Genomic DNA, 13470 nt, shown 5'->3' with positions numbered 1-13470 from the left:
ATTTTCCACTCGCTCTGCGTAGAGCGTGGAAAATCGGGCGTTGTTTACAACGCGAGACGTATGCTGGGTGCCGCAACCCGGGCCTGGCGCGCGTCAGCGCGACTGAGAGGATTACATCGTGTGTGTAGCAAACACCTGTTCGTCCTCCCACCAGACGGGGGACTTTGCGGCAAGGCTCTTGGGCACATCCAGAAGCCGCTGGTTGGAGCTGCCCCGGAAGCGCAGGGAGATATCGTGCTGGGCTTCCACAAAGCGGCCGTCCACCAGAACATCCAGCAGGCTCAGCAGCTCATCGGTGACCTCACAGCGGGCCGGGCAGGGAACACTGCCGGTCAGCTGCTCCCAGGTGTAACCAGAATAGCACCAGACGCTCTTATTCGGGTATAACGCCCTGAAGTTGCGGACAAAGGGCAGCAGCTCCCGCTGATTCTCCGGCTCAAAAGGCTCACCGCCCAGCAGGGAGATGCCTGCAATATAGTCGGGCTGGCAGGATGCAAAGATCTCATTGCGCACGGCTTTGCCGAAGGGCTGACCGTACCCGAAATCCCATGCCACCTCGTTGAAGCAGCCCGGGCAGTGATGCCTGCAGCCCGAAACAAAGATGCTGGTGCGCACCCCCGGCCCGTTGGCAATGTCGTAATACTTGATTGTTGCGTAATTCATCACAGATGCAGCACCCGATCCTTGATCTCTTGTGTCCGGCCCTGGTTCCAGAACTGGGTGCCGATATAACCGCAGGTGCGGCGGGCAACGTTCAGCTTGTTCTGGTCACGGTTGCCGCACTTGGGGCACTCCCACACCAGCTTGCCGTCATCCTCAACGATCTTGATCTCTCCGTCGTAGCCGCAGCACTGGCAGTAATCGGACTTGGTGTTCAGCTCGGCGTACATGATGTTATCATAGATGAACTGCAACACGCTTATCACGGCCTCCAGATTGTCCTGCATGTTGGGCACTTCCACATAGCTGATGGCACCGCCCGGGGACAGCTTCTGGAACTCGCTCTCAAACTTGAGCTTGGTGAAGGCATCAATGGGCTCCGAAACATGGACGTGGTAGCTGTTGGTGATATAGTTCTTATCGGTGATACCGGGCACGATGCCGAACCGCTTCTGCAGGCACTTGGCAAACTTGTAGGTGGTGGATTCCAGCGGGGTGCCGTAGAGAGAGTAATCCATGTTCTCGGCCTTCTTCCACTCGGTGCACTTGTCGTTCATGTGCTGCATCACGCTCAGGGCAAAAGGCTTGGCACCGGCATCGGTGTGGCTCTTGCCGGTCATATACTTCACGCACTCATACAGACCAGCGTAGCCCAGGCTGATGGTGGAGTAGCCGCCAAAGAGCAGCTTGTCGATCTTCTCGCCCTTCTTCAGGCGGGCCAGTGCGCCGTACTGCCACAGAATGGGGGCGGCATCGCTGGGGGTGCCCATCAGGCGCTGATGGCGGGCCTGCAGTGCCTTGTGGCAGAGAGCCAGGCGCTCGTCAAAGATCTTCCAGAACTTCTCGAAGTTGCCGCCGGAGGAAAGGGCTACATCCACCAGATTGATGGTGACAACACCCTGATTGAAGCGGCCGTAGTATTTGGGCTTGCCGGTCTCGGGGTCCACATAGGGAGTCAGGAAGCTGCGGCAGCCCATGCATGTGTAGCAGTGGCCCTCACCGTTTTTGTCCACCTTGAGCTCAAGCATCTTCTTCTCGGAGATGTAGTCGGGCACCATCCGCTTGGCAGTGCACTTGGCAGCCAATTCGGTCAGGTAATAATAAGGAGTGCCGGGGCGGATGTTGTCCTCTTCCAGCACATAGATCAGCTTGGGGAAGGCGGGGGTGATCCAGACACCGGCCTCGTTCTTCACGCCCTGATAGCGCTGACGGATGGTCTCCTCGATGATGATGGCAAGGTCGGCCTTTTCCTGCGGGTTGCGGGCTTCCCCCAGATACATGAACACGGTGATGAAGGGGGCCTGACCGTTGGTGGTCATCAGGGTCACGACCTGATACTGGATGGTCTGGACACCGCGGTTGATCTCGTTGCGCAGGCGGCGCTCCACGATCTCCTTCTTGCGCTCCGGGGTAACGTCCAGCCCTTCCATCTCCGCTTCGACTTCAGCGGCGATCTTCTTGCGGGAGACATCCACAAAGGGAGCCAGATGGGTCAGGCTGATGCTCTGGCCGCCGTACTGGTTGGATGCCACCTGCGCAATGATCTGGGTGGCAATGTTGCAGGCGGTGGAAAAGCTGTGGGGCTTTTCAATATAGGTGCCGGAGATCACGGTGCCGTTCTGCAGCATATCCTCCAGGTTGACCAGATCGCAGTTGTGCATGTGCTGCGCAAAGTAGTCGGAATCGTGGAAGTGGATCAGGCCCTCGTTGTGTGCCTTGACGATCTCCGGGTCCAGCAGAAGGCGGGCGGTCAGGTCTTTGGAGATCTCACCAGCCATATAGTCACGCTGGACGCTGTTCACGGTGGGGTTCTTGTTGGCGTTCTCCTGCTTGACTTCCTCGTTCTGGCACTCGATCAGGCTGAGGATGCGCTCGTCGGTGGTGTTGGTCTGGCGCTTCAGGCTCTGCACATAACGATAGGTGATATAATGGCGGGCTACATCGTGGGCCTGAATGTCCATCAGCTTGTTCTCCACCATGTCCTGGATCTCCTCCACGCTCACGGCACGGTTCAGCGCCTGGCACTGCTCCGTGACATCGTTGGCGATGGACAGGATCTGCTCCTGGGTCAGGCTGCTCTTGCGGCTGACCGAATCGCTGGCCTTGGTGACCGCAGTAATGATCTTGGTGATATCAAATGGAACTTCCGAACCGTTGCGCTTGATGATCTTCATAGTGTTCCTCCGTCGTTCTATCTGTGTACAGTTCAAACGGGTGCCTCTTGCGAAAGAGACACCCGCAAAGCAGTCTTGGGATGCGTTCAATTGATGTGATTCTATGATATCACTATTTAGTGATATGTCAATGGAGAAACCACTACATTTTGTGTTTTGGCGGTTTCGCCAAAATTGAGCCGAGAATCTTGGAGCAAAATTTGAGGCCAAAGCTCTTGACAAACTGTGCAAGGAAAGTGTTTGCATTCCGGGGCGTAATATCCACGACGGTGTATACTTCTCTGGAAGTTTGGATAGAACAATACCTTATTATATAGAGAAAAATGACCTCTGAGGTCGCCGCAGCTTCCGTGTCAAGGAACGTGTAAATTGCAGTTAAAAAACTAGTCAAAAAGTCAAAGACGAAAAAAGAAAAGAAAAAAGTGAAAAAAGGGGTTGCCAAACGTGTCGGGATATGGTATTATACTTGAGCGCCAAGGGCCGCCGGAAAGAATGACTTCTGAAAGCGGCAGAAGCAAAGCGAAAGAACCAATGAGGGAACGCTGAAAAGCGGAACTTATGTTCGAAAAGATCGAAAAGCTTCTAAAAAAGTGCTTGACAAAAAATCACATCTGTGGTAAAATAATCAGGTCGTCAGCCGTAAGGCTGAGGCGCACAGGACCTTGAAAATTGAACAATATCGAAAAACTTGTAACGGAACCTATTTTCGTGTTGGAAAAACACGTTAAACAATTCCAAACAAAGTAATTCACACAGGACGCAAGCGATTGCGTGCTGAGCGAAACAAGATTTAACACTTTTAAGTGATAAATGTCATTTATAAAGAGTTTGATCCTGGCTCAGGACGAACGCTGGCGGCGCGCCTAACACATGCAAGTCGAACGAGAGAGAGGAAGCTTGCTTCCTCAATCGAGTGGCGAACGGGTGAGTAACGCGTGAGGAACCTGCCTCAAAGAGGGGGACAACAGTTGGAAACGACTGCTAATACCGCATAAGCCCACGGGTCGGCATCGACCAGAGGGAAAAGGAGCAATCCGCTTTGAGATGGCCTCGCGTCCGATTAGCTAGTTGGTGAGGTAACGGCCCACCAAGGCAACGATCGGTAGCCGGACTGAGAGGTTGAACGGCCACATTGGGACTGAGACACGGCCCAGACTCCTACGGGAGGCAGCAGTGGGGAATATTGCACAATGGGGGAAACCCTGATGCAGCGACGCCGCGTGGAGGAAGAAGGTCTTCGGATTGTAAACTCCTGTTGTTGAGGAAGATAATGACGGTACTCAACAAGGAAGTGACGGCTAACTACGTGCCAGCAGCCGCGGTAAAACGTAGGTCACAAGCGTTGTCCGGAATTACTGGGTGTAAAGGGAGCGCAGGCGGGAAGACAAGTTGGAAGTGAAATCTATGGGCTCAACCCATAAACTGCTTTCAAAACTGTTTTTCTTGAGTAGTGCAGAGGTAGGCGGAATTCCCGGTGTAGCGGTGGAATGCGTAGATATCGGGAGGAACACCAGTGGCGAAGGCGGCCTACTGGGCACCAACTGACGCTGAGGCTCGAAAGTGTGGGTAGCAAACAGGATTAGATACCCTGGTAGTCCACACCGTAAACGATGATTACTAGGTGTTGGAGGATTGACCCCTTCAGTGCCGCAGTTAACACAATAAGTAATCCACCTGGGGAGTACGACCGCAAGGTTGAAACTCAAAGGAATTGACGGGGGCCCGCACAAGCAGTGGAGTATGTGGTTTAATTCGACGCAACGCGAAGAACCTTACCAAGTCTTGACATCCTGCGACGATGCTGGAAACAGTATTTTCCTTCGGGACGCAGAGACAGGTGGTGCATGGTTGTCGTCAGCTCGTGTCGTGAGATGTTGGGTTAAGTCCCGCAACGAGCGCAACCCTTACTGTCAGTTACTACGCAAGAGGACTCTGGCAGGACTGCCGTTGACAAAACGGAGGAAGGTGGGGATGACGTCAAATCATCATGCCCTTTATGACTTGGGCTACACACGTACTACAATGGCGTTAAACAAAGAGAAGCAAGACCGCGAGGTGGAGCAAAACTCAGAAACAACGTCCCAGTTCGGACTGCAGGCTGCAACTCGCCTGCACGAAGTCGGAATTGCTAGTAATCGTGGATCAGCATGCCACGGTGAATACGTTCCCGGGCCTTGTACACACCGCCCGTCACACCATGAGAGCCGGGGGGACCCGAAGTCGGTAGTCTAACCGCAAGGAGGACGCCGCCGAAGGTAAAACTGGTGATTGGGGTGAAGTCGTAACAAGGTAGCCGTAGGAGAACCTGCGGCTGGATCACCTCCTTTCTAAGGAGTCAGGCAGATGGAAGAACATCGAAGATGGTCGGCCATCTGGAACAGGTGACAGATACAAGCAGAGTAGATATTGTTCGATTTTGAGGGCCCTGAAAAGGACACTCAAAGACGTACCTTGAAAACTGAATAATAACTGCGAAACAAAGATTATAGTAAGTTCTTTTAAGAAACATTGCAATTTCAAAAGGAAGGGTAACAATAATCTTCGTTGGCAATAAGAGAGAATCAAGAGGATACCAAATGTTCTGAAAGAACGTTTGAAAGGTCAAGCGAACAAGGGCGCAGGGCGAATGCCTTGGCACTGGGAGCCGATGAAAGACGTGATAAGCTGCGATAAGCTTCGGGGAGCTGCAAATAAGCATTGATCCGGAGATTTCTGAATGAGGAAACTCACCTGGGTTCATACTCAGGTACAATACATTGAAATTTAAAATAGGTGTATTGAGGGAACCGCCTGAACTGAAACATCTAAGTAGGGCGAGGAAGAGACATCAAACGAGATTCCGTAAGTAGTGGCGAGCGAACGCGGAAGAGGGCAAACCGAGAGTAGAAATACTTTCGGGGTACGGACTGCTTTTAAGACTTAATCTGTTAACCGAACGGCATGGGAAGGCCGGTCAGAGAGTGTGAGAACCACGTAGGTGAAAACGGAGAGAGCTGCGCAGGATCCAGAGTACGGCCAGACACGTGAAACCTGGTCGGAATACGGGGGGACCACCCTCCAACCCTAAATACTACCCAGTGACCGATAGCGTATAGTACTGTGAAGGAAAGGTGAAAAGCACCCCGGGAGGGGAGTGAAAAAGAACCTGAAACCCTGTGCCTACAAGCACCTAGAGCGCGTCAAAGCGTGATAGGGTACTTTTTGTAGAACGGTCCGGCGAGCGATTGTATGCAGCAAGGTTAAGGACTTAAGGTCTGGAGCCGAAGCGAAAGCGAGTTTGAAAAGGGCGTTAAGTTGCATATAATGGGCCCGAAACCGGGTGACCTACCCATGGTCAGGTTGAAGTGGAAGTAAAATTCCATGGAGGACCGAACCGACCTCCGTTGAAAAGGCGGCGGATGAACTGTGGGTAGCGGAGAAATTCCAATCGAACCCGGAGATAGCTGGTTCTCCCCGAAATAGTTTTAGGACTAGCCTCAAGTTAGATACCTGGAGGTAAAGCACTGAATAGCCTAGCGGCCGAGAGGTTAGCGAAGCTTATCAAACTCAGAATGCCAGAGTATTGATGCTTGGGAGTCAGACAGTGTCAGATAAATGTCATTGTCAAAAGGGAAACAGCCCAGATCTACAGCTAAGGTCCCAAAGTCAGGTTAAGTGGAAAACGATGTGAAGATACGCAGACAACCAGGATGTTGGCTCAGAAGCAGCCACTCATTCAAAGAGTGCGTAATAGCTCACTGGTCGAGCGTCTTTGCGCGGAGAATTTAACGGGGCTAAACCTGACACCGAAGCTTAGGCAATACAGCAATGTATTGGGTAGGGGAGCGTTGTATACGCGGAGAAACAGTAGCGTAAGCGGCTGTGGAGTGTATAGAAGTGAGAATGCCGGAATGAGTAGCGCGAATGCAGTGAGAATCTGCATGGCCGAAAGCCTCAGGTTTCTGGAGGAAGGTTCGTCCGCTCCAGGTTAGTCGGGAGCTAAGGTGAGGCCGGAAGGCGTAGCCGATGCACAGACGGTAGAGATTCCGTCACCACCAAAAGAGTTAAGCACAGGGACACATATGAAGTCTCAGAGCCGGGTGTTGGTTCCGGTAGAGATCGAGGGAAATTAGTACCGAAGTCTGAGATGGAAGATGGCGAGAAAAGCTGTGTGTATTTCTGAGGTGCCCGTACCGCAAACCGACACAGGTAGGTAGGAAGAAGATTCTAAGGCCAACGGGAGAAGGGTTGTTAAGGAACTCGGCAAATTGACCCCGTAACTTCGGGAGAAGGGGTGCTCCAGAGATGGAGCCGCAGAGAATCGGCCCAAGCAACTGTTTACCAAAAACACAGGTTTGTGCTAAATCGAAAGATGACGTATACGAGCTGACGCCTGCCCGGTGCTGGAAGGTTAAGAGGAGATGTGCAAGCATTGAATCGAAGCCCCAGTGAACGGCGGCCGTAACTATAACGGTCCTAAGGTAGCGAAATTCCTTGTCAGGTAAGTTCTGACCCGCATGAAAGGCGTAATGATTTGGGCACTGTCTCAACAGCCCGCCCGGCGAAATTGTAGTACCGGTGAAGATGCCGGTTACCCGCGACAAGACGGAAAGACCCCATGGAGCTTTACTGTAGCCTAATATTGGGTTTCGATGTTGCATGCACAGGATAGATGGGACTCTTGGAAACCAAGGCTTTGGCTTTGGCGGAGAGGCCGTTGGGATACCATCCTTGCGATATTGGAATTCTAACCTGCGGCTCTGAATCGAGTCGGGGGACATTGTTAGGTGGGCAGTTTGACTGGGGCGGTCGCCTCCTAAAGAGTAACGGAGGCGTTCAAAGGTTCGCTCAGCTTGAACGGAAATCAAGCAAAAGAGTGCAAACGCAGAAGCGAGCCTAACTGCGAGACTGACGGGTCGAGCAGTAACGAAAGTTGGAGTTAGTGATCCGGTGGTATGTGAGTGGAAATGCCATCGCTCAACGGATAAAAGTTACCCTGGGGATAACAGGCTAATTCTCCCAAGAGTCCACATCGACGGGGAGGTTTGGCACCTCGATGTCGGCTCATCGCATCCTGGGGCTGTATTCGGTCCCAAGGGTTTGGCTGTTCGCCAATTAAAGCGGTACGCGAGCTGGGTTCAGAACGTCGTGAGACAGTTCGGTCCCTATCTGTCGTGGGCGCAGGATATTTGATGGGAGCTGTCCCTAGTACGAGAGGACCGGGACGGACGTACCTCTGGCGCACCAGTTGTTCCGCCAGGAGCATAGCTGGGCAACTACGTACGGATCGGATAAACGCTGAAAGCATCTAAGCGTGAAGCCGACCCAAAGATAAGATATCCCACTGATTCAATCAGGTAAGATCCCTTGTAGACTACGAGGTTGATAGGCACGATGTGTAAGTGGAGTGATCCATTCAGCAAGTGTGTACTAATAGATCGAGGGTTTGACCACAATTCGCTTGAATTCTCAAGTCAATGATAAAATGTGAGCAGTGATTATTCAGTTTTGAAGGCACGTCCTTCAAGAAATACTGGACAAAGTAAAACAGAAATGTTATACTGAACCAGTCATATTGGTCGGTGACGATGACGGTGAGGTTCCACCTGTTCCCATTCCGAACACAGAAGTTAAGCTCACTCGTGCCCAAGATAGTTCGCTGGAAACGGCGCGTGAAAATAGGTAGTCGCCGACTTACATGAAACCCCTGAGGAAGAAATTCCTTGGGGGTTTGTTGCTTAAAAAATTTGTAGCTTCTGCCTTAAAACCCGTCCCTGAATCGTATATGGGATAAGCATGTATTCCGTCTGCGGTGAGATCGCAAAAAGAGGAGGGGCAGGATGAAGCTTTTATTCAAACAGCGGATGTTTTCGTGGTTCGACAGCTACGATATCTATGATGAAAACGAGAACACGGTCTATGTGGTAAAAGGGCAGCTCTCGTGGGGGCACTGCCTGAAAATCTTCGACACGGAAGAGAACGAGCTTGGTACTGTCAAGCAGGAGGTGCTGACCTGGCTGCCCAAGTTTGAACTCTATGAGGGCGAAAATTATATCGGCTGCCTCGAAAAGGAACTGGGCTGGTTCAAGCCCAAGTATAACATCGATTTCAACGGCTGGCATGTGGAGGGAGATTTCCCTGGGTGGGATTACACCATTACAAAGCCGGTGGGAGAGACAGTCGCAACGGTTTCCAAAGAGCTGCTGCAATGGACGGACACCTATGTGCTGGATATCGTTGACCCGGCAGACGCGCTCCATGTGCTGATGTTCGTGCTGGCTATTGATGCCGAAAAGTGTTCTGCAAAATGAAATTGAATTGGCCCGACTGTGTGGGAGTGCCCGCATGGCCGGGCTTTTTACGTTGCATGGGTTGGGAAACAGTGGTATCATTAAAAAGTACGATAAAACCTGAAAATAACGAGGTGCAAATGGAAGTATTTGAAATCGAGACAGAGCGTCTGCAGCTGCGGCAGTTCCGGGTGAAGGACGCGCAGGACGTATTTGCGATTTTCTCGGATGAGCAGACCACGCTGGATTGCGGCGGTTATCATGCCTTTGATGCAATGGATGAGGAATATGACCGTCTGATGCAGAAATTTGCGGGACAGACCCGTTACAGCGTTGTCCGCAAGGCAGATGGGCGTGTGATCGGCGTGATCTCGCTGATGGATGCCGAGCGTGCCGTGCCCGGCTGGGAGCTGGGCATTGAGATGGCCCCGGATGTCCGGCGGCAGGGCTATGCCCGGGAAGCGCTGGCGGCTGTGATTCAGGCGTTCTTCGAGAAAACGGATACGGTGCTTTTCACGGGTGGGCATTATGCCTATAACACCATCTCCGGGGAGCTGCTGAAAAAGCTGGGCTTTGCCTATGAGGGCATCGAACACAAGGCCATGCGCCATGCAGAGCGCGGCCCCACGGATCTGGTGTGCTATTATCTGGAAAAATAAGTTCTCCCTCAGAATTCCTACAGATTTTCCTGTTACAATGATAGCATCATTGAAAGGGGAATTTGTATGCTGACAAAATTGAAAAACGGGTTGGACGGTACCCAGCTCAAGACCATTGCACTGGCGCTGATGGTGCTGGATCACATTCATTATTTCTTTGAATTCACCGGCTGCATCCCAACGGTGTTCAGTATGCTGGGGCGGCTCAGCGCACCGCTGTTTTTGTTCTGCACGGTGGAGGGCTTTGCCCACACCCATGACCGCAGGCGGTATTTTATCCGCATCTGGGGTATCGGAACGGCCATGGCGGCGCTGGAATTTTTTATGATCTACGCCAAAGCCTTCCGGCGCGGGGATGGCTTCTACCCGCTGAACGCTATTTTTCAGGATCTGATGCTGCTGTGCATCGTCTGGCAGGGCATCGATTGGCTGCGGGAAAAGAAATTTGCAAAAGGCATAGCTGCCATTGCCGCCGTTTTGTGCTGGCCGTTTGTGATGGTGGCGTTTCTGAGCGCCTTCCCCCAGATCCAGCAGATGCCGTGGGCTTCCACGGTGGTGGCGTTTGTCATCACCAGCCCGCTGCCCCTGTGGACCGGCATCACAGACGGCAGCTGGAGCTTTTTGCTGGGCGGTGCGCTGCTGTATGCATTGCGTGGACGGCGCAAAGTGCAGCTGACGGTATGGGCACTGGTGATCTTCCTGTGTGATTTTGTGCTGACCTTCGGGATGGCTTGCCGGCAGGAGGGTTTTGTGTGGACCCAGATGTTCACCACCTATTACGAGTGGTTCGGCGTGTTTGCGGCCCTGCTGATGCTGCTGTACAACGGTCAGCGCGGCAGCGGGCATAAACAGCTGTTCTACTGGTTCTACCCGGCCCATGTGTATCTGCTGTATGGGGCATCCTGCCTTGTTTATAACGCTTTGAGGTGATCTTGTGGCAAATATTCTGGCAGTGGATGACAATATAGAACTCTGCAAGCTGATCCGCACTGCCTTGGAGCGGGACGGCCACCGGGTGGAAACACGACTCTCCGGCGCGGAGCTCACCGAACAACTCTGCCGCTGGGCGGACTGCATCCTGCTGGATGTGATGATGCCCGGGGAGGATGGCTTTGCCGTCTGCCGCCGCATCCGGGGCCTGACCGATGCCCCCATTCTGTTTCTGACGGCCCGGACAGACGAAGCATCTATTCTGGAGGGGCTGGGCATCGGGGCAGACGATTACCTTGCAAAGCCTTTCCGGGTGGCAGAGCTGCGTGCCCGGGTGGCGGCGCATCTGCGGCGGCAGAGCCGCACCCCGGTGCATCGGCTGGTGCGTGGCGGAGTCAGTTTTGACCTGTCCGCGCGGGAGGCGGCGGTGGGAGAAACTCCTCTGCCGCTGACCCGCTCCGAGTATGCCATCTGCGAGCATCTGGCGCTGTACGCCGGGCAGACCTTTACCAAGGAGCAAATTTACGAAGCGGTTTTTGGCATTGACGGCACTGCGGACGACACCGCCGTGACCCAGCACATCAAGAACATCCGGGCCAAGCTCCGGGCGGCGGGGGTGGCAGAGCCGGAAACACTGCTGAAAACCATCTGGGGAGTGGGATATCAATGGAAAAACGAGGGCTGATCTCCCTGCGGGGCGTACTGCTGCGATATCTGGTGCAGACCGTCTTTTGCTGTGTGCTGGCGCTGCTGTTGTGGTTTGCGGCGCTGATGTGCGTCATCAACAGCGGGCTGGCGCTCCCGGCCAATCAGGCCGCGCAGGCCTGCCAGAAGGCTGCACAGGACGTTTTGCCGGGCATGACTGCCGCCACCTTTGATGAGACCCAGCTGGACTCCTTGTGCCGTTACGCCCTGTTTGCCGCGCCGGACAGCAGCGAGGTGCTGGCCACCAACATGGATGCCGGGCACTTGCAGCGGGCAATGGAGAACCGGCAGGGGAAAAACCGCTGGCATTTTGGATACACACAGTATTATATGATGTCAAAATTGCAGGACGGAACGGTCTGTCTGCTGCAATTTGACTATGCCGTGCCCTACGCCGCCCCTGCGCTGCGGGGAAAGCTGCCAGATGTGCAGACGGTGCACTGCATTCTGGGCATTCTGCTGCTGGTGGGAGCGGTGGTGTGGAGCACCCACCGCTCCAGAAAGTTTCTGGCCCGAGAGACGGCCCGCCTGACCGAGGTCTCCCGGCAGGTGGCTGAGAAAAAGGGCGTGGAAGAGATCGATTTTTCCGGGGCGCAGGTGCGGGAATACGCCGAGACACTGGCTGCCCTGCAGACCATGGGGCAGGAGCTGACGGCCAGCCTGCAGGCCCAATGGAAAATGGAGCAGCAGCAGCGGGAGCAGATCATCCAGCTTTCCCATGAGCTCAAAACGCCGCTGGCCGTCATTGAGGGCAACGCCGACCTGCTGGCCGAGGACGAGGCCCTGACCCCGGAGCAGCGGGAACAGGTGGAGGCCATCCTGCGGGGCACCGAGCAGACCCGGACCTATCTGCTCAAGATCCGTGCTCAGGTGCAGACACCGCTGAAATATAAGCGGCCCTGAGCAGACCCGAATGATGAAAAAGGAAGCCGCCCGGCTGTGTGGGAACGCCCACATGGCCGGGCATTTTGCATTGCATGAGCAGGAAAACCGTGGTATTATAAAAAACGATAGGGTCTGAAAATAGAGGGGAAAATGAACACTTACGGCCATTCGTTCGTCTATCCAAAAAAGAGAGGGGAAAAACAATGAATTTTGAAGAGACAGAAGTCCTTTACAATGTTTACCGTGGAATCCTGCGGAACAATCGGAGCTTTCAACCGGGAAAGAGCACGGCGGTGGAATATCGCATGGACTGCCCGGAGTATGCCGACCTCCTGAAAAAGTATCCCTTTGAGAAAATTGCAGGAAAAGGCACGGACCTGCAGCGGGCAATTCGGGTGCTGAAATACCTCTCGCCTAAGCTGACGCACAGCCCGTGGTACGACGGCCATGTGGACTGCAACGCCCTGGCGCTTTTGGATTACAGTCTGGATAAACCGGAACAGGGCATCAACTGCCTGAATAAGGCCAAAATTCTGGAGGAGGTCTGCCTGGCACTGGGAATCTACGCACGGCGGGTGCGCTTCCTGCCCTATTCTCCCTTCGATTTTGATTGTCACGTTGTCACGGAGATCTACGACCGATCACAGGAAAAGTGGTGTATGCTGGACCCAACGACCAACGGGTATCTGGTAGATGAGCAGGGCACGATCCTGAGCCTGCTGGAAGCCAGAGAGCGGATGGCAGACACCCGATTTGTGACGTATTGCAAGGCGACGAGCCGGGAAAAGGATCTGCAGAAGCTCTACCGGAAAAATATCGCAACGACCGCTTACTATGCGAAGAATCTGTTCCGCATTCAGGTGGACGCGGTCTCGCAGTTTGGAGAGAGTGGAAACTGGCTGAATTTCCCGCCGGAGCACTTTTCTATCCGGGAATGGAGCGTTGCAAGTGCAGAATACCGGTTGGAGATGGTGCCTGCCTACGCAAAGGGATATGCGGATTTTGATGAAGCCGTCCAGCTGCCGCGGATGCGTGAGGCCGTGGAGCGGACGCGAAACATGGAGGAGCCGGAGGCAATCTCTGCCGCCGCTCTGACCGAAAAGCCGATATCATAAAAAAACAGATCGCCGCTGCTTTCCTGACGGAGAGCGGCGGCTTTTTCACACCCGGCGCTCCATGGGCATAGGA

The 13470-nt window shown here is 53.8% G+C and carries 8 protein-coding genes and 3 rRNA genes; 9 read left to right on the top strand and 2 right to left on the bottom strand.

What is annotated here, in order from left to right; all coding sequences use genetic code 11:
- Positions 1–111 precede the first annotated feature (111 nt).
- The gene (gene nrdG / locus ACKXGA_RS08035; protein ID WP_423729249.1) at positions 112–663 is read right to left on the bottom strand and encodes an anaerobic ribonucleoside-triphosphate reductase activating protein; all 552 of its coding nucleotides are present in this window, start codon (positions 661–663) and stop codon (positions 112–114) included.
- Positions 663–2834: an anaerobic ribonucleoside-triphosphate reductase gene (gene nrdD / locus ACKXGA_RS08030; protein WP_117477375.1), complete on the bottom strand. Its 2172-nt coding sequence runs from the start codon at positions 2832–2834 to the stop codon at positions 663–665. The genes nrdG and nrdD overlap by 1 nt, the downstream gene beginning before the upstream one ends.
- A gap of 816 nt (positions 2835–3650) precedes the next feature.
- Between nrdD and ACKXGA_RS08025 the strand changes: the two genes are divergently transcribed.
- The 9 genes from ACKXGA_RS08025 (at position 3651) to ACKXGA_RS07985 (ending at position 13397) form a co-directional block, all read left to right on the top strand.
- A 16S ribosomal RNA gene (locus ACKXGA_RS08025) occupies positions 3651–5161 on the top strand.
- Between the two features lie 272 nt (positions 5162–5433).
- Positions 5434–8267, top strand: a 23S ribosomal RNA gene (locus tag ACKXGA_RS08020).
- Positions 8268–8391: 124 nt separating this feature from the next.
- Positions 8392–8508: ribosomal RNA gene (gene rrf, locus ACKXGA_RS08015) — 5S ribosomal RNA — on the top strand.
- The 16S, 23S and 5S rRNA genes sit together here, the layout of an rRNA operon.
- Positions 8509–8653: 145 nt before the next feature.
- Entirely contained in the window at positions 8654–9124 is a 471-nt protein-coding gene (locus ACKXGA_RS08010) for an LURP-one-related/scramblase family protein (RefSeq protein WP_005935115.1), read from the top strand.
- A gap of 119 nt (positions 9125–9243) precedes the next feature.
- On the top strand, positions 9244–9762 hold the full coding sequence (locus tag ACKXGA_RS08005) for a GNAT family N-acetyltransferase (protein WP_423729248.1): 519 nt from the start codon (positions 9244–9246) through the stop codon (positions 9760–9762).
- A gap of 66 nt (positions 9763–9828) precedes the next feature.
- Positions 9829–10692 (top strand): TraX family protein, encoded by an 864-nt coding sequence (locus ACKXGA_RS08000; RefSeq protein WP_423729247.1) that lies wholly within the window; start codon positions 9829–9831, stop codon positions 10690–10692.
- A 4-nt stretch (positions 10693–10696) separates the two neighbouring features.
- Positions 10697–11377: a response regulator transcription factor gene (locus ACKXGA_RS07995; protein ID WP_423729246.1), complete on the top strand. Its 681-nt coding sequence runs from the start codon at positions 10697–10699 to the stop codon at positions 11375–11377.
- Positions 11359–12300 carry a histidine kinase dimerization/phospho-acceptor domain-containing protein gene (locus ACKXGA_RS07990; RefSeq protein WP_423729245.1) on the top strand — a complete coding sequence of 314 codons (942 nt, stop codon included), beginning with the start codon at positions 11359–11361 and terminating at the stop codon, positions 12298–12300. The genes ACKXGA_RS07995 and ACKXGA_RS07990 overlap by 19 nt, the downstream gene beginning before the upstream one ends.
- 185 nt (positions 12301–12485) lie before the next feature.
- Positions 12486–13397 (top strand): hypothetical protein, encoded by a 912-nt coding sequence (locus ACKXGA_RS07985; protein WP_423729244.1) that lies wholly within the window; start codon positions 12486–12488, stop codon positions 13395–13397.
- The last annotated feature ends 73 nt before the right edge of the window (positions 13398–13470 follow it).

The organism is Faecalibacterium hominis (ex Afrizal et al. 2022) (assembly GCF_049545105.1).
Lineage (GTDB): Bacteria > Bacillota > Clostridia > Oscillospirales > Ruminococcaceae > Faecalibacterium > Faecalibacterium duncaniae.
The sequence above is the reverse complement of the archived record's forward strand: the minus strand, read 5'-3'. Positions and strand labels throughout refer to the sequence as shown.

Excerpts from the sequence above, each read along its gene's own strand:
- nrdG (WP_423729249.1), bottom strand. The coding sequence starts at position 663 with ATGAATTACGCAACAATCAAGTATTACGACATTGCCAACGGGCCGGGG.
- nrdD (WP_117477375.1), bottom strand. The coding sequence starts at position 2,834 with ATGAAGATCATCAAGCGCAACGGTTCGGAAGTTCCATTTGATATCACC.
- ACKXGA_RS08010 (WP_005935115.1), top strand. The coding sequence starts at position 8,654 with ATGAAGCTTTTATTCAAACAGCGGATGTTTTCGTGGTTCGACAGCTAC.
- ACKXGA_RS08005 (WP_423729248.1), top strand. The coding sequence starts at position 9,244 with ATGGAAGTATTTGAAATCGAGACAGAGCGTCTGCAGCTGCGGCAGTTC.
- ACKXGA_RS08000 (WP_423729247.1), top strand. The coding sequence starts at position 9,829 with ATGCTGACAAAATTGAAAAACGGGTTGGACGGTACCCAGCTCAAGACC.
- ACKXGA_RS07990 (WP_423729245.1), top strand. The coding sequence starts at position 11,359 with ATGGAAAAACGAGGGCTGATCTCCCTGCGGGGCGTACTGCTGCGATAT.
- ACKXGA_RS07985 (WP_423729244.1), top strand. The coding sequence starts at position 12,486 with ATGAATTTTGAAGAGACAGAAGTCCTTTACAATGTTTACCGTGGAATC.